21 protein-coding genes are annotated in these 21,106 nt (G+C 61.3%); 19 read left to right on the forward strand and 2 right to left on the reverse strand.

The annotated features are described in order from the left end of the window. Positions 1-4: 4 nt before the first annotated feature. Positions 5-544, forward strand: a complete 540-nt coding sequence (locus DIE06_RS02600) for a gamma carbonic anhydrase family protein (protein WP_050011233.1) — start codon at positions 5-7, stop codon at positions 542-544. Positions 545-692: 148 nt separating this feature from the next. On the opposite strand, the gene DIE06_RS02605 is transcribed toward DIE06_RS02600, so the two are convergent. Further along, complete coding sequence (locus DIE06_RS02605; RefSeq protein WP_124660013.1) at positions 693-1,280, reverse strand: hypothetical protein; 588 nt, start codon at positions 1,278-1,280, stop codon at positions 693-695. A gap of 23 nt (positions 1,281-1,303) precedes the next feature. Next, the gene (locus DIE06_RS02610; protein ID WP_124660014.1) at positions 1,304-2,149 is read right to left on the reverse strand and encodes a hypothetical protein; all 846 of its coding nucleotides are present in this window, start codon (positions 2,147-2,149) and stop codon (positions 1,304-1,306) included. Positions 2,150-2,334: 185 nt separating this feature from the next. Here DIE06_RS02610 and DIE06_RS02615 point away from each other — a divergent pair, with 185 nt between their 5' ends. The 18 genes from DIE06_RS02615 to DIE06_RS02700 all read left to right on the forward strand — a co-directional run bounded on the left by DIE06_RS02615 (position 2,335) and on the right by DIE06_RS02700 (position 21,067). Further along, a complete protein-coding gene (locus DIE06_RS02615) occupies positions 2,335-3,216 on the forward strand; it encodes a sugar-binding transcriptional regulator (RefSeq protein WP_226238130.1) in 882 nt (293 codons plus the stop codon). Between the two features lie 389 nt (positions 3,217-3,605). Then, positions 3,606-4,934: an NAD(P)H-dependent oxidoreductase gene (locus tag DIE06_RS02620; protein WP_050011230.1), complete on the forward strand. Its 1,329-nt coding sequence runs from the start codon at positions 3,606-3,608 to the stop codon at positions 4,932-4,934. 10 nt (positions 4,935-4,944) lie between these two features. Beyond that, positions 4,945-5,973: a thiamine pyrophosphate-dependent dehydrogenase E1 component subunit alpha gene (locus tag DIE06_RS02625; protein WP_235356132.1), complete on the forward strand. Its 1,029-nt coding sequence runs from the start codon at positions 4,945-4,947 to the stop codon at positions 5,971-5,973. Beyond that, positions 5,960-6,961, forward strand: a complete 1,002-nt coding sequence (locus DIE06_RS02630) for an alpha-ketoacid dehydrogenase subunit beta (protein WP_269465695.1) — start codon at positions 5,960-5,962, stop codon at positions 6,959-6,961. The genes DIE06_RS02625 and DIE06_RS02630 overlap by 14 nt, the downstream gene beginning before the upstream one ends. A 1-nt stretch (position 6,962) precedes the next feature. After that, a complete protein-coding gene (locus DIE06_RS02635) occupies positions 6,963-8,273 on the forward strand; it encodes an acetoin dehydrogenase dihydrolipoyllysine-residue acetyltransferase subunit (protein ID WP_089489193.1) in 1,311 nt (436 codons plus the stop codon). A gap of 12 nt (positions 8,274-8,285) precedes the next feature. Continuing rightward, positions 8,286-9,029 (forward strand): SDR family NAD(P)-dependent oxidoreductase, encoded by a 744-nt coding sequence (locus DIE06_RS02640; RefSeq protein WP_062885853.1) that lies wholly within the window; start codon positions 8,286-8,288, stop codon positions 9,027-9,029. Between the two features lie 160 nt (positions 9,030-9,189). Beyond that, positions 9,190-9,606, forward strand: coding sequence for a transcriptional regulator GutM (locus DIE06_RS02645; RefSeq protein ID WP_124594516.1), 417 nt, complete (start codon positions 9,190-9,192; stop codon positions 9,604-9,606). A gap of 83 nt (positions 9,607-9,689) precedes the next feature. Continuing rightward, positions 9,690-10,244 carry a PTS glucitol/sorbitol transporter subunit IIC gene (locus tag DIE06_RS02650; protein ID WP_062885851.1) on the forward strand — a complete coding sequence of 185 codons (555 nt, stop codon included), beginning with the start codon at positions 9,690-9,692 and terminating at the stop codon, positions 10,242-10,244. Between the two features lie 44 nt (positions 10,245-10,288). Further along, complete coding sequence (locus tag DIE06_RS02655) at positions 10,289-11,305, forward strand: PTS glucitol/sorbitol transporter subunit IIB (RefSeq protein ID WP_124660015.1); 1,017 nt, start codon at positions 10,289-10,291, stop codon at positions 11,303-11,305. A gap of 19 nt (positions 11,306-11,324) precedes the next feature. After that, a complete protein-coding gene (locus tag DIE06_RS02660; protein WP_124474553.1) occupies positions 11,325-11,702 on the forward strand; it encodes a PTS glucitol/sorbitol transporter subunit IIA in 378 nt (125 codons plus the stop codon). Positions 11,703-11,753: 51 nt separating this feature from the next. Then, complete coding sequence (gene ptsP / locus DIE06_RS02665) at positions 11,754-13,730, forward strand: phosphoenolpyruvate--protein phosphotransferase (protein ID WP_124660016.1); 1,977 nt, start codon at positions 11,754-11,756, stop codon at positions 13,728-13,730. Between the two features lie 205 nt (positions 13,731-13,935). Then, entirely contained in the window at positions 13,936-14,205 is a 270-nt protein-coding gene (locus DIE06_RS02670; protein ID WP_124660017.1) for a hypothetical protein, read from the forward strand. A gap of 432 nt (positions 14,206-14,637) precedes the next feature. After that, complete coding sequence (locus tag DIE06_RS02675; protein WP_176015409.1) at positions 14,638-16,032, forward strand: APC family permease; 1,395 nt, start codon at positions 14,638-14,640, stop codon at positions 16,030-16,032. A gap of 204 nt (positions 16,033-16,236) precedes the next feature. Beyond that, a complete protein-coding gene (locus DIE06_RS02680) occupies positions 16,237-17,376 on the forward strand; it encodes an MFS transporter (RefSeq protein WP_050011223.1) in 1,140 nt (379 codons plus the stop codon). 160 nt (positions 17,377-17,536) lie between these two features. Further along, entirely contained in the window at positions 17,537-18,523 is a 987-nt protein-coding gene (locus tag DIE06_RS02685; protein WP_124660018.1) for a threonine/serine dehydratase, read from the forward strand. A gap of 49 nt (positions 18,524-18,572) precedes the next feature. Further along, complete coding sequence (locus DIE06_RS02690) at positions 18,573-19,640, forward strand: DUF4392 domain-containing protein (protein WP_124660019.1); 1,068 nt, start codon at positions 18,573-18,575, stop codon at positions 19,638-19,640. Beyond that, the gene (locus DIE06_RS02695) at positions 19,637-20,110 is read left to right on the forward strand and encodes a RidA family protein (RefSeq protein WP_124660020.1); all 474 of its coding nucleotides are present in this window, start codon (positions 19,637-19,639) and stop codon (positions 20,108-20,110) included. The genes DIE06_RS02690 and DIE06_RS02695 overlap by 4 nt, the downstream gene beginning before the upstream one ends. 63 nt (positions 20,111-20,173) lie before the next feature. Then, a complete protein-coding gene (locus DIE06_RS02700; RefSeq protein ID WP_124660021.1) occupies positions 20,174-21,067 on the forward strand; it encodes a LysR family transcriptional regulator in 894 nt (297 codons plus the stop codon). The last annotated feature ends 39 nt before the right edge of the window (positions 21,068-21,106 follow it).

Genomic DNA, 21,106 nt, shown 5'->3' on the forward strand with positions numbered 1-21,106 from the left:
GATCATGGCGTTATACGAATATCGAGGCGTGGCCCCGCGCGTTCATGCGTCCGCTTACGTACACCCGAGTGCGAGCATCATCGGTGACGTGATCGTCGGCGCCGGTTGCTATATTGGGCCCGGAGCCTCGCTACGTGGGGATTTTGGCGCCATTCGTGTCGGCGAGGACAGCAACGTACAGGACAACTGTACGTTGCATGTCGGGCACGGAATGACATGTTTGCTTGGCGAACGGTCTCATGTCGGCCACGGCGCCGTGGTACACGGCGCACGTCTGGAGCGCAATGCGCTGATCGGGATGAACGCCATCGTGATGGACGACGCTATAGTCGGAGGTTCCGCCATCGTGGCGGCGTGCGCTTTCGTCAAGTCTGGGATGCAGGTGCCGGCACAAACCCTGGTCATGGGCGTGCCGGCCCGTATCGTCCGCGTACTGACCGACGCAGAACTGCGTGAGAAGGTCGAAGCGACGAACCGATACTGCGAACTCGCGGCAGCGAGTTTGGCAACGATACGCCGGATCGATATGTCGATCGGTGGCTGAGCCGAGTGATATTGCCGGAATTCGACAGCCCCCGACCGTCGCGATCGGCTTTTGCGGCGGAGCGCCGCAATCGTTCGTTGTCGGCACTACCGAACGTAGCCGTGCAGTGCGCCGTAGACGTGCGCGCACTGCACGATTCACATACGAATCAATCGATCCCTGCGGTGCGGTGACCAGCATAGTATGGGGTGCGCCAGTTTGGCGTTATGCCCATGAAGTCGTCGAAATATGCAATGGCCACCATCGGCTCTTCGAGCAAATTCTCGCGATACGATTGCCAGATTTTGACCTGTCCGATTTTTTCGGACGGTTCGACGACTTTTCCACACTCCTGCCGTGATACTTTTTTGACGAGCTCAACGCAAAAATGAGTCAGTGCGAATCCGGTGGGCCACCAGTTTGCAATTTCGCTGCTCGATTTTTTATGTGGAATGACGGTCACCGATGTGTCTCGGACGGCTTTGAATTTCAATAGTTCGGCGAGCAGTGCGCCGATGCAGAACTGAAAATAGTCAGCCGCGTTCTTGCGTAGGTAAAACTCGCTGTCTTCAAGGATTTGAGTCCACGCGACGAACGCTTGTGTGAACTGTCGATCATCGAGCTCGAGCAACACGCCGGAATTTTTTGAGTAGTCGTCGCAATACTGCTGAAGAAGCAGTCTGCAAGATGACAGTTTGGCGAGAGCCGGCCATACGCGATGTATGGACCTTGCGATCGGTTCGTGTTCGTCTACCAAGATGCTTCTCCGGTGCATTCACTTCACAGGTAGCTGACAATTCTGGAAAACTCGCGCTGCATCGCGTCGTCCGGATTTTTCGATCGCAATGCCGCTCGAATTCGCGACTCGGACGCGCCTACGAGATCGGCCGCGAAGCGAAGCAGCGTGTCGGGATTGGACGGAAGCGCTGCAGGCTGAACAATTCTTGCGCACCCGGTGATACCGAGTAATAGAAAAACATATACGTTCGGCTCGGATACCAGCCACCACGGCGCGACGACATCAGGCAATTCATCGAATCGTGCGCTTCGAATCGGATGGCGGTCGATGAGCGATAACGTGAGCCGGGAATACGCGCGACAGATATCGTCGGAAAATTCATCCAGCGACGCCTCGGCCTGGTTTTCCGCTATGCCTTTTAACACGTTGTGCGCGCCGCGCAGGCTGCTGAATGCGTCATTGATGCGGTGTTCAAATATAAGGACGTCCGTCGCACCCGCGTGCAGGATGAATCGCTTCGCGGCTGCGTAATAAAGTGCCGAGCAGTGGCGGATCAGCTTTGTATCCGCGGATTCGCGAATGATGCGTTCCAGGCCGCCGTCGAAGCTGACAGGCGCTTTCCAATGATCCTGCAGTGGGGGAATCGCATGACCTGCATACGTTTCGGCCGTTTCGAGCAGTGTGTCCGCGATATGGCCGACGGAGCCAAGAAATTGCGGCAACGGCGGCAAGTTCGCGCGGCGGGCAGCGGTTCGCTGAGAATCGGACCCAGAGCCGGGGACGTTTCGCGCCGCGTATCGAAGTTGCCGCGCACAATCCATCAATGCAAGGCGAACCTGACTGAGATCCTGGACGATGTGCGATGGCGTCAATGACTTGGGTTCCATGGCTGCCTCGAGGCTGAAACATTTGAAGTTAAGATAGCACATTTGTTCAGTGTCATTGATCACGTTAATTTAGGGGAGGAAGCGTGCCGAGAGCCCGAACCAAGCACCGAGAAGAGGCCATCGACGAACAAAGCCCAGCGCGCAGACTGCGGCTGCGCGCGGCGTGGATGTACTTCGTGGAGGAGATGACGCAACACGAGATCGCACAGAAACTCGGCATCGGTCGGGTGACGGTCGTGCGCCTGCTGGCCGCTGCGCGCGAGAGAAACGAGGTAAAAATTTCGATTGGGGATCGCCTGGTCGAATGCGTGGATCTCGAACGGCAACTCGAGGAGCGATTCGGGATCGCGGAAGCGATCGTCGTACCGCTGTCAGCGCGAGACGCGGATGCCACCGCGCCAGTGAGCGCGGCTGCTGGCGAATATGTGTCATCGATGGTGCGGTCGAACATGAAAATCGGCGTCGGTTGGGGGCGCACCCTTGTCAGTTCGCTGTCGTACATGGGTGAGCGTCCCGTCGAAAACGTCTCGGTGGTTTCACTGCTGGGCGGCATCATGAAAGCCCGACATTTCAACCCGGCGGAGTTCGCTTGGCGTTTCGCGACGTTGTATCAGGCGGACTGCTACCTGATGACCGCGCCGTTGGTGGTCGACAGCCCGGAGACCCGGCGCACGCTCATCGAGCGCTGCGGCCTCCGGGATATTTTCGATCTGGCGAGATCCCTGGATGCGGTCGTGCTCGGCGCTGCGGGCACTGGCCCGGAGGCAACGGCGCACCGATCGCGGTTCATCAGCGATGCTGATCGCGAATCAGTGATCAAGGCGGGTGCCGTGGGCGATCTGCTCTTCAACTTTTTCGACGCCAACGGACAACTGGTTGACCATCCCATCAACGAGCGTGTGATGTCCGTGCCGCTCGACATCGTCAAGCAAGTACCGGTGCGAGTGCTTGCAGCGGGCGGCGTTAGCAAGGTGCCGGCGCTTGGGGGCGCTCTGAGGTTATTGCGACCGTCCGTATTGATCACCGATCAATACGCCGCAGCGGACTTGCTGAAACTAGCGGACTGACCTTCGCGCGGAAAGGTCCCCGTCACCTTTCCGTACTCCGCGCTCGTCCCCACTGCCGAGAGAAGCGCGCTCTCGCACCTCCCCCCCATTCGCAGCGACGGCAGTGATGCTGCGCCGCATCAATTTCTGTATCAGTGCCCGCCGCTGGGTTGTCGCTCGCGTCAACGAGCCCTTGGCGCGGCTCCTCCTTTTTCCGTCCCCAAATTTCCATGCGCTAGGAATAACCCTAGATGCGCTCTTTTTGCCGCTCGGTTGCTTGTACCTTTAGTGAACAAAGTGATATTGTAAAAAACAAATGTGCACTGAACGTCGCGGCGATCCAGGTTGCAGACGCGGGTTAAGGGCACATGCCTGCGCAAGCGCGCGTCACTACCCAGGAGACATCGTCGATGCTCAACATCATTCCCAGCGGCCTGGCGGCCGACCTCAAAGCCCGCGCCCAATCGGGCAGACCTATCCGAATCGGCTTGATCGGCTCCGGCGAAATGGGCACGGACATCGTGACCCAGGTCCGGCAAATGGAAGGTCTCGAGATCGGCGCGATCGCGGACCTCCGTGTCGACGCCGCATGCGAAGCGGTTCGAGTCGCCAATCAGGCGGACGACGGCTATCGCGTCGTCGAGACTGGCTCGGGGATTTCGCAGGCGATCGAGGCCGGATCGATCGCCATCACGCAAGACTCGAATGCGATCTGTACCAACGATCAAATCGACGTGGTTATCGATGCGACCGGCAAACCGGCGGTGGGCGCGCAGATCGGGCTGCTTGCCATGGAGCATGGCAAGCATCTCGTGATGATGAACGTCGAAGCCGATGTGACCATCGGCGCATACCTGCGTCGTGAAGCGGAGCGGCTGGGCGTGGTGTACACGCTCGGCGCCGGCGACGAGCCGAGCTCGACGATCGAGTTGATCGATTTCGTCAGCGCGCTCGGTTATCCGATCGTCGCCGCGGGTAAGGGCAAGAACAACCCGCTGAATATCGACGCGACACCGGACGACTACATGGCGGAAGCCAAGGCGCGCAACATGAATCCGCGCATGCTGGTGGAGTTTGTCGACGGTTCGAAGACCGCGGTCGAAATGGCGGCGATCGGAAATGCGACCGGGCTGATTCCGGATGTGGCAGGCATGCACGGTCCCGCGGCCACGCTCGACCAACTGCATGAGGTGCTTTGTCCGGTGGCGGACGGCGGGATCCTCACCCAAAAGGGCGTAGTCGATTACACCATCGGAAAGGGCGTCGCGCCCGGGGTGTTCGTCGTTGCCGAACTTGCACATCCTCGCCTGCGCGAGCGCATGGCAGACCTCAAGCTCGGCAAGGGGCCGTATTACACGTTCTATCGCCCGTATCACCTGACGAGCCTCGAAGTACCGCTCAGCTGCGCGCGCGCTGTCCTGTACGGCAAAGCCGACATGCGGCCGCTCCCCGTTCCGGTGGTCGAGGTTTGCGCGGTGGCGAAGCGAGACCTGAAAGTCGGTGACCGCCTCGACGCGATCGGCGAATTCACGTACCGCGCGTGGGCCATCGCGGCGGACGACGCGCTTGCGGAGCGCGCGGTTCCATGCGGCTTGCTGGAAGGCGGCATCGTCACCCAAGCAATCCGAAAGGGCGAATTGCTGACGTACCAGAACGCCGCGGTCGACGCGAACGCACCGATTGTCAAACTGCGCCAGCGTCAGGACGAGATGGTCCGTGGCGCGCGTGCCGCCGCTTGAGGAGAGGATGATGGGATTCGTTGCAGAGAAGATCGAAGGAATGCCCGAAGTCTATCGGCACGTCTCCGCGCAAGCGTTGCGTGACGCGCTGAAAAAGATGCAACTCGTGCGTCGATTCGAGGAGAGTGCGGAACAGGCGTACATGCGCGGCCTGATTCACGGCACGATGCACCTGTCCATCGGGCAGGAAGCCTCCGCGATCGCGATGACGATGCTCCTCACCGATGAGGACTACATCACGTCGACGCATCGGGGACACGGCCACTGTATCGGCAAAGGTGCGGATCCGAAACGCATGTTCGCCGAATTCTTCGGTAAGGAGACGGGGTATTGCCGGGGGCGGGGCGGTTCGATGCACATCGCGGATGTGAGCCGCGGAAATCTCGGCGCCAACGGTATCGTGGGCGGGGGCTTGCCTATCGCGGTCGGCGCGGCGCTGTCGATCAAGAAGCGGCGCAAGGACTCGGTTGTCGTGTGTTTTTTCGGCGATGGAGCGAACAATGAAGGTGCGTTCCATGAATCGCTGAATTTCGCCGCGATCTGGAAGCTGCCGGTGATTTTCGTCTGTGAAAATAACCGGTACGGCATGTCGATGTCGGTCGAACGTTCGACGGCCGTCAGTCGGATCTCGCAGCGCGCGGCTGCGTATGACATGCCCGGCGTAACTGTCGACGGCAACAGCTTCGGCGACGTGCTGACGGCGGCTGAAGGCGCGATCGAGCGTGCGCGAAAAGGCGAGGGGCCGACACTCATCGAGTGCGAGACATACCGCATTCGCGGCCACTCCAAGAGCGACCGGAACCGCTATCGCACCCGCGAAGAGATCGAGTCCTGGGGCGCAAGGGATCCCATTGCGAAATTCGAGCGGCAGTTGGTGGAGCTTGGACTGATCGACGCCGCAGCGGTGCAAGCAATCCACGCGGAAGTCGAGGAAGAAATCAAGGCGGGGCTGGACTACGCGCAGAACAGCCCGGCACCGGACATCGCCGAGTTGACGCGCTATGTATATACGGAGAACGGGGGGAATGACCATGAGTGACCAGCGCGAACTGACTTATGCTCAGGCGATTCATGAGGCAATGGGCATCGCAATGGAGCGAGACGAGCGCGTGTTCCTGATGGGCGAGGATATCGGAGTCTACGGCGGTGCGTTCCAGGTGACCGGTGACCTGTTTCAGCGCTTTGGTGCGGAACGTGTCATGGACACGCCCATCGCGGAGCTGGCAGGCGCCGGCATTGCGGTCGGCGCGGCCATGACCGGCTGCCGGCCGATCTACGAATTCCAGTTTTCGGACTTCGCAACGCTTGCGATGGAACAAATCGTGAACCAGGCCGCGAAGATGCGTTACATGCTGGGCGGAGAAGTCTCGGTGCCGGTTGTTATGCGCTTTCCGGCCGGTTCGGGGACAGGTGCTGCAGCCCAGCACAGCCAGAGCCTCGAGGCTTGGTTCGCGCACGTTCCTGGGTTGAAGGTGGTGCAACCCAGTACGCCCCATGACGCGAAGGGATTACTGCTTGCTGCGCTCGAGGATCCCGATCCGGTGATGATCTTCGAACACAAGCTCCTGTACAAGAGCAAGGGCATCGTGCCGGAGGGATACTATGTCGAGCCGATCGGCAAGGCCGTCGTTCGCCGCGAGGGGCGGGATGTCACGATCGTCGCGACTTCGATCATGACCGTGCGTTCGCTGGAAGCGGCAGACGCGCTGCAGCAGGAAGGCATCGACGTGGAAGTGATCGATCTGCGCAGCATCCGGCCAATCGACCGCGAGGCGATCATCGCCAGCGTACGCAAGACTTCGCGTCTGGTATGTGTGTACGAAGGTGTTCAGCAACTGGGCATAGGCGCCGAGATCGCGTCGATCGTATGCGAAAGCGACGCCTTCGATTATCTGGACGCACCGATCGTCCGGCTGGGCGGCTCGGATTGTCCGCTGCCTTACAACCCGCAGCTCGAGAAGGCTGCCGTGCCGCAGGTGCCCGACATCGTCGAGGCGGTTCGGCATATTGTCGGTCGGAGGGGCTGAGATGGCGACCGAAGTGATCCTTCCCCGCGTCGACATGGACATGACCGAGGGCACGATTACCGCCTGGTATGTCAAGGATGGCGACACGATCAGGCAGGGCGAGCCGATCTTCGACATCGAGACCAGCAAGGCCACGATGGAAGTGGAGGCCCCGGCGAGTGGCACGGTCCGGCAGATTACCGCCAGCGTCGGCGATACGGTCCCCGTCGGAACCGTGATCGCATGGATCTATGCCAATGGCGAGACCGTCATCGAGCAGGACGCCGGCACAACCGCATCAGGCGTTGCCGAGCTTGACGCCGAGGCTGCACCCTCGGTCCATCGTCGCGCGGACGTCGCAGCCGCGGCATCGTCGGGCCATATCGGCGATAGCCGGATTCGTGCAACGCCCGCCGCTCGTCGGGCTGCTCGCGAAAGCGAAATCGACCTGGGCAGCCTGCAAGGATCCGGTCCGCATGGCCGGATCGTCGAGAATGACGTGCGCGCCGTCGCCGTCGGCAACGGTGGTTCACGTGAAGTGCCGGCCGGCGCGAGCCGGCAAGGCGCGCTCAATCGGGTCTGGCTGCAGCGCGGCGGTCCGGCGACGCTGGTGCTTCTGCATGGATTCGGGGCCGAGGCGAACAGCTGGCGCCCGTTCTTCAATGCATTGCGCGACGCCGGCCTTGCCAAGAATCTCGGTGTCCTGTCGATCGATTTGCCCGGACATGGAAAATCGCCGGCTGACGCTGCCGCATCACTGGAGAAAATCGTCGACGCGATCGGCGCTACGCTGGCGGCCGAAGATGTCGCAAACTGCCATCTCGTCGGGCATTCTTTCGGCGCGGCTGTCGCGATCGCATTGAGCGCGTCGCGCCAGGTGCGTGTGTCGTCGTTGACGCTGGCCGCACCGGCCGGGCTGGGTACCGAATGCAACGGTGCGTTCTTGCGCGGGCTGACGCAAGCTGCTGATCGAACCAGTCTTACGCCATGGCTGCGGGAATTGGTCGCGCGTCCCGGTGTGATCGACGAAGCGTTCATCGCGACGGCGGAGCAGCAATTGTCGAGTGAGGCAAAACGTGTGACGCTTGCGTCAATCGCGGAGACGTTCTTTCCGGGCGGCCGGCAGAAGATCGATCTGCGAGAAGCCATCGCGTCGCTGACGATGCCTGTTCGCGTCGTCTGGGGGGCGTCGGATAAGATCATTCCGATTACGCACGCGAACGGCCTGCCTGGCCGGATTGCGCAGCACCGCTTCGCAGACGTCGGTCATTTGCCGCACGTCGAAGCGCTGGCTGATGTGGTCGGTATCGTCGGCGAGCAACTGTCACGGTAGGCGGAGCCATTCATGAACCTGGAGCTTGACGGCAAGATCGCGCTGGTTACGGGGCTATCGTCCCCCGTCGGCGACGAGGTGGTCCGTGCGTTGCGTACCGCCGGCGCAACGGTGCTTACGCAGCGGGCACGCGTTCTCGAACTGGTGGGTGAAACGGGAGACGGTCAAGCCAATGTCGACAGTACGCCGGCGGAAATCTTCACGGCGCGACGTGCGGTTGAACTGGTTGAACGGACCGTGCTTGAATTCGGGAGACTCGATATCGTCGTCCATAACGGCTGCGCGCGCCTGGATGCGGGAAACGATCTCGAGATTCACGAACGAGAGATCGATCACGCGTACGCCGAGTGCGTCAAGGCTGCGTTTTACATCGCCCATGCCGCAGCTTTGCAGTATCGGCGAGTCAAGCGAGGCGTGATCGTCAATATCGCGCCAACTGCCGAAGCGGATTCCTGGTGCGTGCCGTGGCAGAGCGCCTGTGCCGCGGCGCTCTGTCAGCTGTCCCAAGCAATGGGGCAACGATTGAAAGGTGACGGGATCCGTGTCAATGCCGTCTGTCCAACGGTACCCTCATATGACGAGTTTCGCCGCGCCTCACATGGTGTGACGCTGCAGCCGACCCCGCTGCCGTCGATCCCGAGGCGAGATGACGGCATGTCCGCCGCAGTGCGTGCCGCTCTATTCCTGGCTTCGGAGGCGTCACACTACATTTCGGGTCTCGTGTTCCCGATTGAGGTCAATTCGGGTTTTTGTTAGAAGAATCGTTGCTGCGGGCTTCGTGTCGCGTTTTCCCGTATTTACCTGAAAATGAACAATTGTATTATTGCGATAAACATTTGTTCAAAATGGCGGCGCGAAATAACCGCCGGATTCGTCTCGTTTGTTAAAGCAGTTCGTGCGAGGCAGGAGACATGCAATGGAACTCGTTCGGTTCGGTTTACTGGCATTGGCTGTTACGTGGGCGCTGCAGCTCATCGCCGGGTGGGCCCATATGCGCTACTACCGGGACACGCTCAGAAAGACTGCGCGAACGTGGGGCGACGGCTTTCTCGGCGTGGGGACGTTCAAGCCGCGGATCGGGCGCGGCGCAGTTGCGATCGTCGTCATCGGTGACGATTGCATTGTCAGACAAGTATTGGCCATGTCTGGACTGACGGTGTTCGCTCGTTTCGAGGCGCTTTCCGGATTCAATGGCGGGTCGATCGGCGAGTTTCAACACAATTTGGAGTCCTTGGCGCTTGCACCTCGTCTTAGGCACGCGCTTCACAACGCACTCGACATGGCTTGCAGAACCGCGAACGCTAACCGTCCTATCGGTGTCGTGATTGAGTAGACGAACACCGTACGGCACGCAGGTCGCAGCACTGTTTTGATTGACGCATCTGTCGCACATCACAACTTCATCAGGAGACAACCATGAATCCGCTGGATTTTCTTACTCATGCCGCCGAGGCATTTATCGGTGTATTCAACGCAGGCGGAAAGACGTTCGTCGGCTTTGTTACAGGTATTTTGCCGACACTGATCGTGCTGCTCACCGCGGTCTACACGATCATCGCGCTGGTGGGCGAGCAGCGGATTCAGGGATTGGCTCGTTTCCTTTCGAAGAACATCGTGACGCGATATTCGCTGTTGCCGTTGCTCGCGATGTTCTTTCTGACCAATCCGATGGCCTACACGTTCGGCGTCTTCCTTGAAGAGCGTCACAAACCCGCGTTCTACGATTCCGCAGTGTCCTTGTGTCACCCGATTACGGGCTTGTTTCCGCACTGCAATCCGGGCGAGCTTTTCGTCTGGCTTGGTGTGGCAGCAGGTATCACGAAGCTCGCTGAAACCCATGCCGCACCGTTTTCATTGCCGAAACTCGCGCTCTTCTACCTGGGCGTCGGCCTTTTCGTCAATCTCCTGAAAGGGGTGCTGACCGAAGCGATCACCCGCATGATCGCGAAGCGCGAAGGTCTGACGCTCTGAACTCGACACGATAAAACACGAGAAATCATCTGGAGGAGAAGGAAATGGATGCGCGTACGTACAAGGCGGTTGAGGTTCGAAAGGGGGCCAACGGCTGGGGCGGTCCACTCGTCATCGCACCGACGGTGGAGCGCAACAAGATCGTAGCCGTGACCGGGGGAGATATTCCGAAGGTGGCACAGCGGTTGGCCGATCTGACCGGAGCAACGGTTGTGGACGGCTTTCGCAATCCGCCGCTCGAATCGGAAATCGCGGCTGTCGTCATCGATTGTGGGGGAACCGCACGGTGCGGCGTATATCCGCGAAAGCGCATCCCGACCATCAATCTGAGTCCGGTCGGGCAGTCGGGCCCGCTTGCGCAGTTCATTACCGAGGATATCTACGTGTCCGGCGTCGAATTGAACAGCTTGCGGTCCGTCGACGACGACGCGTCGAACGTCGACGCGCATCGCGCCGCCTTGACGAACGGCGACACATCACCCGCCGCAACGCCGTCGCCGGCGCAACCGCGAACCGGGGCAAGCCACGGCGGCTTCGTTGGGATGATCACGTCGGTTGGCCGCGGCATGGGCGGCGTCGTGAATGTGCTGTTCACGAGTGGGCGCAAGTCGATCGATACTGTCATTCGCAACGTGCTGCCTTTCATGGCGTTCGTGACGATGCTGATCGGCGTGATCAATTCGACCGGGGTGGGGACCGGGCTCGCTCATCTGCTTTCGCCGCTGGCCGGTAATATTGTCGGGCTCGTGATCCTGTCGGCGATCTGCGGTCTTCCGTTCCTGTCGCCCGTACTCGGACCGGGTGCCGTGATCGCGCAGGTCATCGGCGCGGCAATCATCGGGCCGGCCATCGGCAATGGCACGATTCCGCCGCATATGGCGCTGCCGGCGCTGTTCGCGTATGACACCCAGGTCGGTTGTGATTTCGTGCCAGTCGGGATGGCACTCGGCGAAGCGAAACCGGAGACGATTCGCGTCGGCGTGCCGGCCGTACTGATCAGTCGACAGATCATGGGGCCGATCTCGGTGTTGATCGCCTGGGTGGTCAGTTTTGCTCTATAAAAACATCTTGAGGTCACGCATGCATTACTACAAGACAATCATTTCCAGTATCGGCGAAGAGGTGGAGTCCCTTCTCGAAGGTGGCGTGCTGATTTTGTATTCGGATGGAGCGCCTCCCGAACTGGCAGAGGTATCGGTCCTTCACCGCGTAGAGCAGGCGCACAGCCACGCGCCGCGTATCGGTTCCGTGCTGCGCATCGGCGAAATTTCCGCGGTCGTGACCGCCGTGGGACCGACGGCCTGGAACAAGGTGAGCGAACTGGGCCATGTCGTCATCACGTTCAATGGAGCCCATTCGGCAGAGCGCCCCGGCGAGATCTGCGCATCGACGGTCGATTGTGAACGGCTCTTCAAGAGCATGCAGAAAGGGACCGTCATCGAGATCGTTGACGCCTGAATCGCGCCGACGTCAATCGTCGTCACCCACGGAATACGAAAAGGCATCGTCATGTTGGAAACTCAGGTTGTTGTCAAGGTACACGAGGGTCTGCACGCACGCCCCGCGACTCAATTCGCCAAGCTTGCGAAGGAGTTCAATAGCGCGCTGAAAATCGGGAGAGGTGATGCATGGGCGGACGCGAAGAGCGCTGTGAAGCTCATGTTGCTAGGTGTGAAGCAGGACGAGCAGATACTTCTCCGAGCGGACGGCGAAGATGAATGCGAGGCGCTCGACAGGTTGACGCAATTTCTGTCGAATGTCAGCGCAATCGTGCAGGGCGCCACCGCGCCGGACGGCCATCAAGGGTCCGACGGCTCAGCGACGGCTCCGCGAGCGTTCGAGCACACGGGCGCGGCGCGATCCGCTGACGATGCCGATTCTTCGGGCGCATTGATAGGTGTTCCGGCGAGTGAAGGCCTGGCGTTCGGCAGTGCGCTCGCGTATGTTCGTGACGAGCTCGTGGTCGATCGCCAGTTCGTGTCGGAACACGAGGTAACAGACGAGGCCGCGCGATTCACCGCGACGCTCGAGTCCACTTTGGCTGCGATGCTCGAGCCGGGCGACGGGACGATGGGAAACGAGATCATCGAGGCGATCGCCGATGTCGCAAGGAGCGACGACTATGCGGGCACGATTCGCGAGCTCATCGCAACGCGGTGGAGCGCGGCGGCGGCTACGCTGAAATGCGGGCAGGATCTGGCGTTCGCGTTCGAATCGATGACGGACGAGTATCTTCGCAGCCGCGCCGACGACATTCGCGGCCTGACACGCGAGATCGTGGCCGTGCTTCTTGGCAAGCAGCAGAAGTCGCTGCGGGAACTGGACGTACCGAGCATTATCCTTGCCGAAGAACTGTCCGCGCCGGATCTCGCGCGCGCGAACCTCGCCAATATCCTCGGAATCGTCTGCACATCCGGCAGCGCGACGTCTCATGTTGCGATCATCGCACGCTCGCATGGCATTCCGGCAGTTCTGGGTCTGCCGATCGACAAGGACAGACTGCGATCGGTCGCACGTGTATCGATTGACGGTACGACCGGGGAGGTCTGGCTCGACTATTCCGACGCGCATGAAAAGGAACTGTCGCGCCGTATCGACGCGCAGCGCGAACAGCAATCGGCGCTCCTTGCTTACCGGGACGTCGAGCCCTCCACGCGCGACGGACGCAAGATACTGATCGCCGCGAACATGGGTTCTCTGTCGGAACTCGACTCGGCCCTGCAAGCCGGCGCGATGGGCGTGGGACTATTCCGTACCGAGCTTTTGTTCATGGACCATCAGCGCGTGCCTACGGAGGACGAGCAATACGAAGTTTATGCCACGCTCGCACAGCGCTTTCACCCGTGGCCTGTCATCATTCGGACGCTCGATGCTGGCGGCGACAAGCCGCTGCCGGGCATTCGCTTCCCGAAGGAGGAGAATCCATTTCTGGGGTGGCGAGGCATCCGGATGTGTCTCGACTGCCCCGAAGTGTTCGAGCCGCAACTGCGGGCGCTACTGCGTGCCGCTGCCCACGGAAACATCTGCGTGATGCTGCCAATGGTCGACGATGTCGACGAGGTTCGCCGCACGAAGGCGATCATCGAGCGCATCGCTGTGGAACTGACCGAAGCGGGGGTGCCGTTTGCGGTTCCGAAGCTCGGCATCATGATCGAGACGCCGGCTGCGGTTCTCACTGCCGATTTACTGGCGCAGGAGGTCGAGTTCTTCTCGATCGGTACCAACGACCTTACGCAATACATCATGGCCGTCGATCGCATGAATCCCAGCCTTGCCTCGCTCTACAAGACCGAGCACCCGGCTGTCATTCAGGCGATCAAGATGGTATGCGACGCGGCGAAGCGGGCGCACATCAGTGTCGGCGTGTGTGGGGAAGCTGCGTCTCGGCCAAACATGATTCCGGTGCTCGTGAACCTCGGAGTCGACGAACTCAGTATGAGTCCCAACTCGGTACTGCGCGCAAAGAAACTCGTGACGGAAATCTGATTTCCGATCGGGAAACGACAGGGGCGTGGCATCGACGATCCACAAGATTCGTATTTGCCACTGCTTCGCGGGGCCGGCTTGATACACGGAGGGGCGGGCGACCTGTCTCGCCGCGCAGGTATCCGGTCTTGTCGGGCTATTTCACTATGCCTCCCGAGCTGCTTACCGGCCGACGCGGCGCGATTCGAGGAGGCGATTTTGCCGGATGGAACTGCCGTCCGGTCTTCTCGAACACGCGCAGCCTTCACACCCGAAAGCCGTTCGAGCTTTCCCCAAAATTGCCTGGTTTCCTTCCACGGCTCGTCCAGTCGGGCGTCTGCATCAAGAACGCGTGATGAACCGCGAGGTGAAACGTCAGGCCGCACCCACCTGCAGCGAGGCTGCTCGTCGCGCTGAATCGGTTTTCCAGCGTCCGGCGCGTGCGGTCTCACCCCAGCTGCGTTTCACCCAGGCATACCGGGCGATGTCCGCGTGATCCCTGATCATCATTTGCCTTGTATTACCTGCCGGACGGTTGCCATCGCTACAGCCCTGTCTGACAGCGGGTGACGGCATGCGCAACAGATTCGCGGCGATTGCGACGAACGGCGTGGCCAAGTTTCGGACGCAGGGCAGGCCTACTGTCGCACTGATAAATTTTGGCGATCAGTGCAAATCGCGAATCGCAATTGGACCGCTTCAATTTGGAGGTGGACGATCGTTTCACTTGTCGTGAACAAAAAGCTTCTTGAAGCGAAATCGTGAGACAAATGTAGCGAAATAAACCGACAAATACCAGTCGTTGCTGCATTTCCAGGTGTTTTCGTACGGCGAAGATTCACATAATGACGGAGGTGGGACGGAGATGGAGATGAACATGCAAGAGATTCGCATAAGCGAATCTGCACCCAAAAAGTTGTCCGGAAACATGGGGCCGATCGGCCTGGCGCTGATGGTGCTCGCGTTCTCGGCACCTTTGACAACGGTATCCGGTTACATCCCGTTCGCGCTGATGTTCGGAGGCGTCAGCAGTCCGATCCTGTTCGTCGTCGTCACGATCGTTCTGCTGTTCTTTTCCGTCGGCTACGTGACGCTCAACAACATCGTCAAGCGCCCGGGCGACTTCTACGCATTCGTCAGTTTCGGCATCGGGAAGTCGACAGGCCTCGGCTCGGGCATCCTCGCGGCGGTGTCGTATTTTCTGCTGCTCGCCGGGGTGACGTCGTTCTTCGGCGTGTCCTGTTCCGATCTCCTTCATGAAACGACCGGCGCCGTGCTCCCGTGGTACATCCCGACGATCGCATGCTGGATGGCGTGCGGGATCCTCAGCTACCTGCATGTCGAGTTGTCGGCGAAGGTGCTGACGTGGATCATGCTGCTCGAGATCGCGGTATGTCTCATCTTCTCGTTCTTCGTGCTGGCGAAGGGCGGGGCGGCAGACATCTCGGCAACCGCGCCGTTTGCGCCGAGCCAGTTGTCGAAGAGCGCGAGCGTGCCGTTCTCGGTACTGTTCATCGTCGGTTTCTTCATGGGATTCGAGGCGACCGCGCTGTTCCGGGATGAAGTCCGGATGCCCGACCGGACGATTCCGGTAGCCACGTATGGTGCGGTCATCTTCATCGGCGTCGTCTATACCATTTGTGCGTATGCGCTGATCATGGCCTATGGGTCGCATGTCCAGGACATCGCTACCAAGACCCCTGCCGCAATGTTTCCCGACGCATTCTCGAAGTTCGTCAGCGGCCGTCTCCATGTCGTGATCTCGCTGCTGGTGCTGACGTCGGCGTTCGCATCGGCGCTGTCCACGCAGAACGTGCTGGCCCGCTACATGCACAACCTCGGCACCGACGGCGCGCTGCCGCGATTCCTCGGCAAGGTTCATCCGAAGCACGAGTCGCCCTATCTCGCGTCGATCACGGTGTCGGTGATGGTGCTCTGTGTGCTGATCCCCTTCATCGCGATGGGCGCCAAGCCCGATCTGCTGTACGGGCAACTCTCCGGAGTTGGTACGTCGGGGATCGTCGTTCTGATGGCCATCGTCAGCATCTCGTCGCTGGTATGGTACGGCCGGAGCGGCAGACACCAGGGCGTCAGCTTCTTCAAGTCGGCGGTCGCGCCCGCCATTTCCTCGGTGTTCTTCATCGCGCTCGTCGTGCTGATCGCGCAGCACTTCGATGTTCTGGCAGGTGGCGATCCGGGGCAGTACGTGTGGATGTTCTACTGCCTGATTGGTGTGCTGCTCGTCGGCATCGCACTGGCACAATACTTCAAGTACCTGCGCCCGGAAATTTTCGAAAGACTCGGCCGCAGCCACAAGGACTGAATCGTTGAGCGACCGGGGCGGACACGTTCAGCCTCATCCCGGGTCGTTTCTCCTTTGATCCCGAGCACTTTCGGGATCTTTTTTTATTTTCCGGCTCGTTGCATCAGATGCGCCCGGCTGCCAGTCACGGCCGGTGCGGACACGTCACGACCGGATCATCCGTTCATCCAGAAGATGTCCGAGTTGTCGGACACATCCCAAACCATGGTCGTCGAGACTGCAAGCGAAAGCAACAAGCGGGCTGCAACACGCGCATCATTCTTTCTCGCCGGAATCAGCGTCGCGACGTGGGCGCCGCTGGTGCCGTATGCGAAGGCGCGGCTTGACGTCGACGAAGCGAAATTCGGCTTCCTGCTGCTGTTCCTGGGAATCGGCGCCGTCGGATGCATGCCGCTCTGTCAGCGCGCGGTTGAGCGATTCGGTTGCCGCAAGGTCATCGGCGCGGGCGCCGCGATGATCTGCGCATCGCTTCCGCTCCTGGCGACGCTGTCCGGCATGCCCGCGATGGCGATCACGCTGTTGATCTTCGGCGCCGGCCTGGGATTCGTCGACGTCGCGATGAACATCCAGGCCACGCTCATCGAGCGGCAAAGCGGCGAGCAACTCATGTCCGGCTTCCACGGCCTGTTCAGCGTCGGCGGAATCGCGGGCTCGCTGGTCGGCGGATCGCTGCTGTCGGCCGGCGCGAATCCGCTTGGGGTAGCGGGTGCGATGGTCGCCGTCATCGCCGTGCTCATGTTTCGTTACGCGCGATACCTGGAGTCGGCGGGGCCCGGCGAGCGCACGGCGTCGGCGTTGATCTTGCCGCAGGGGATCGTGGTCATGATGGGCGCCATTGCGATCGGATGCTTTCTCGTCGAAGGCGCGATGCTCGACTGGAGCGCGCTGTTCCTGACATCGGTGAAGAATTATGCGCAGGACCGCGCGGGCTTCGGATACACCGCGTTCGCGATGACGATGGCGATCGGTCGACTCTTCGGCGACATGTTGATTACCCGATTCGGTTCGCGCGCAATGATTGTATCGGGCGGGAGCCTCGGCGCGGTCGGGATGTGCATCGCGATCGTTTCGCCATCGGGCACGGGCGCGATCGTCGGGTTTGCTGTATGCGGGGCCGGGTGCGCGAACATCGTACCCATCCTGTTTGCCGCTGCCGGGCGGCAAACGGCCATGGATCCATCCGCCGCGATTTCATCGATCACGACATTGGGCTATGGCGGCAATCTGGTCGGACCGGCGATTGTCGGCTTCTTCGCGCATGCGATCGGTCTGCATCTAGCATTTGCGTTGCTCGCCGGGTTGCTGCTGCTCGCCGCGTTCGGCGGCCGGAAGATCGAGTCGTGACGTATGCGCGCCGCGAATGAGTCGCGGCACGCGATCGAACGTCAGGCATGCGTTGTCGATTGATTACGAATTTCGATCAGCGAGCATTTTTGTTCTTCATTGGATTGAATCGGTCCAGGTTGATGTAATGCGCTGACGTCTTTCATCGTGAGCGAATGCCATGACCGATCTCTCATCCGGCGATTTCTCGGTCGCCGACATCGAAGCCGCCTCCGTGCGCATCCTGCCGTTCGTCGTGCGAACGCCTCTGCTCGAGAGCGAGGCGCTCAACCGTGCGGCGGGCGCCCGTGTACTCGTCAAGGCGGAAAGCCTTCAGAAGACGGGGTCCTTCAAGTTCCGGGGCGCATGCAATCGCGTGCTGCAAATTCCGGCAGCCCTGCGGCCGCGCGGCGTTGTCGCCTTCTCGTCGGGAAATCACGCGCTGGCGATCTCGGCGGTTTGCGCGCGGTTCGGCATGCCGGTCACGATCATCATGCCGGCGGACGCACCAAAGGCAAAAATCGAAGGCGCGCGGGCCTACGGTGCGACCGTGCGTCTCTATGACCGACAAACGGACGACCGGGAAGCAATCGGCCGGGATATCGCGGAGCGCACCGGCGCGGTGACCGTTCCCCCCTACGACGATCGTCAGGTGATGGCCGGCCAGGGCACCGTCGGTCTCGAGATCGTGCAGCAGACGCAAGCCATCTCCGTGGTCCCGGATGTGGTGCTTGCGGCAGCCAGCGGCGGCGGGCTGGTCGCCGGGGTCGCGACAGCGATCAACGCGTACTGCCGGCAAGCGCGCATCTACGCTGTCGAGCCGAAGGGGTTCGACGATCACGCACGATCGCTGGCGAAGGGCGAGCAGGTCGCCAATGCCGCGGGCACCAGATCCATCTGTGATTCGCTGCAGGTGGCGTCTCCCGGCAAGCTGACGTTTCCGGTCAACAAGCGGCTGCTGGCCGGGAGTCTCGTCGTCGACGATGACGAGGTGCGTCGGGCGATGCGAGCGGCGTTCGAGACGCTGAAGCTCGTCGTGGAACCCGGTGGCGCGGTGCCGCTCGCGGCGGTCCTTGCCGGCAAGCTCGACGTAGCCGGAAAGACCGTCGTGCTGGTGCTGAGCGGCGGTAACGTGGACCACGACGTGTTCGTCAGTGCGCTGGTTTGATCATCCCGCACGTCTACCCAGAGCGCATTCCTGCCAGGAGGCAATTGCCATGCTGCAGCCAGACAGCAAACAGTATCAACGCGTCGCGCACACGATCGACGCATTCATGACGCTCGACTACACGGGCGTCGGACTGATCGGCAACATCTACGCGGCGCTGCAGAAGCGGCAACCCGGCTTCGCATGCATGGGCGCGGCCGAACGAATCGTCGAGGCGGTAAGGCGACAAGGGGGGCCGGTGCTCATCGCCACGGGATTCCCGGAGGGCGGTGGTGCGCCTGAAACCGATGGACCGGTGGGCGCCGCGCTGATGGCACGCGCATTCTTCCTGGGCCTGGGGGTGCCGACCGTCATCGTGATCGACGAGGACTGGGAGGAGATGATGGTGCAGACCTGCCGAGGCGCGGGGCTGGCGCCGATGCCGTTCCCGGACAATGGCGTGGTCAAAGGAATCGAGTACCTGCGGCCCGTCTACATCCGGACCGTCCCCAAGGACAAGGAAGACAGTCATCGCGTGTCGGACGACCTGCTCGAGCGCACCCGGCCCAGCGTGATGATTTCGATTGAGCGCCCCGGTTGCAATGCGCTGGGGCTCTACCACGGCTTGGGCGGTCGTCCGCTCGACGGGCTCGTCGCCGATCTCGACTACCTGTTTTATCAGGGCAAGGCACGCGGCATCCTGCATATCGGCGTGGGCGACGGCGGGAACGAACTCGGCATGGGTGTCATTGCGGCCGATCTGCCCGCGTTTTCGCCGAAGGCTGCGTCGACCGGCGTTGCGGGGCGTGGCGGCGTGGCGGCGGTCAATGCGGCCGATCACCTGGTCGTCGCGAACGTATCGAACTGGGGCGCGACGGGCATCATCGCGGCGCTTTCGGCGCTGCTGGAGAACCCTGTCGTGTTTCACGATCCCGAACTCGAGATCCGCTGCATCGAATGCTGTGTCAATTCGGGAGGCGTGGACGGCATGTTCATGGCGCCCGAGCCTGCCGTGGACGGCATCAGTGCGCTCGAATGGGAGGGATTGCTTCGTACACTTCGCGCAAGTGTTCGACGCACGCTTGGGGACTCGATCAACTGGCAGGGCGAACGCGGCGACTGGAGGCAACTGAAATGACGGAGAAAACCACGATCGATGCGCGCCTCGCCGAACTGGGCCTCGAACTGCCGCCGGCGAGCGTGCCGCGCGGCAGTTATCTGCCCGCAGTGCGGTCGGGGAACTACCTTCAGATAGCCGGGCAGGGCCCGCGTCTGGGCGGTGAGCTGCTGTATGCGGGAAAGGTCGGCACCGACCTCAGCGTGGAAGACGGGCAGCGTGCCGCTCGGCTCTGTGCACTGAATATCCTGAGCCACATCGGGCGCATGCTGGGCGGCGATTTTTCACGCGTCGTCCGCATCGTTCGCGTGGCCGGCGTCGTGCAGTGCGATGCCGACTTTACCGAGCATGCGCAGGTGCTGAATGGCGCTTCCGATCTGTTCTACGCCGTGCTGGGCGAAGCGGGGCGGCATGCCCGCATCGCGACCGGCGCCAATTCCCTGCCGTCCGGCATGGCGGTGGAGGTGGAGGCGACCGTCGAAGTCGCTTGATGCCCGCATGCGCGGATTGCCGGGCGCGACGGAATCACCGCGGCACGAAACCTGAAGGAATCGATGATCAATCTGAGAAGCCTGGAAACCTTCTACTGGGTCGCAACGCTCAACAGCTTTCACAAGGCGGCGACCAAGCTGCACACGACGCAGTCCGCGGTGTCGCACCGGATTTCCGGCCTGGAGGACGATCTGGGCGTGCTGCTGTTCGAGCGCGCGGCGCGTACCATCCGATTGACGCCGCGTGGCCGGACGCTGCTGGAGTACGCAGAACGGTTCCTCGCGCTCGAGTCCGAACTGATCGCGGCGATCGCGAGCCCTCGGACGCTGTGCGGCGTGGTTCGGCTGGGTGTCGCCGAAACGATCGTCCATATGTGGCTCACCGAGTTCATCGAGCGTGCGCATCGCGAACATCCGGGGATCGTCATCGACATCGTGGTCGACATCACGCCGGCGCTTCGCGACGCGCTCAAGTCCGGCGAGATCGACATGGCGTTTCTGCTGGCCGGGCCTGTGGCGGATCCCGATTTCGTCGAAGTGCCGCTGTGCCGATATCCGGTCGACTTCCTCGTTTCCCCCTCTCTCGATGTCGGCGACAGCCCGTTGACGCCGGACACCCTGGCGCGCTTCCCGATCATCACGCTGCCGAAGCGGACCCATCCGTACGTCACGCTGAGGGACGCCGTTGCGACGCGGGACAAGCCTTCTCCGCGCATCTTCTCGAACGGGTCGCTGTCGACGGTCGTGAAGATGGCGATCGACAGGATCGGCATCGCCGTGATGCCGGGTGCGGTCGCGCGGCGCGAAATCGAGACGGGGGTACTCGTCGTCAAGGAATCGACGCTCGCGCTGGACGATTTCGTATTCAGCGCGGCGTACGCACGCGGGCTCGACGTACGCATCCACGAAATCCTGACCGGATTGGCCCACGACGCGGCCGCGTCGACGCGTCGCTAGACGCATGTTCCGACGTGCGACAGCGCGTCGCGATTAATG

Origin of the sequence: Burkholderia sp. Bp8998 (genome assembly GCF_003854235.1) — a bacterium.
In the GTDB taxonomy this organism is placed as follows: domain Bacteria; phylum Pseudomonadota; class Gammaproteobacteria; order Burkholderiales; family Burkholderiaceae; genus Burkholderia.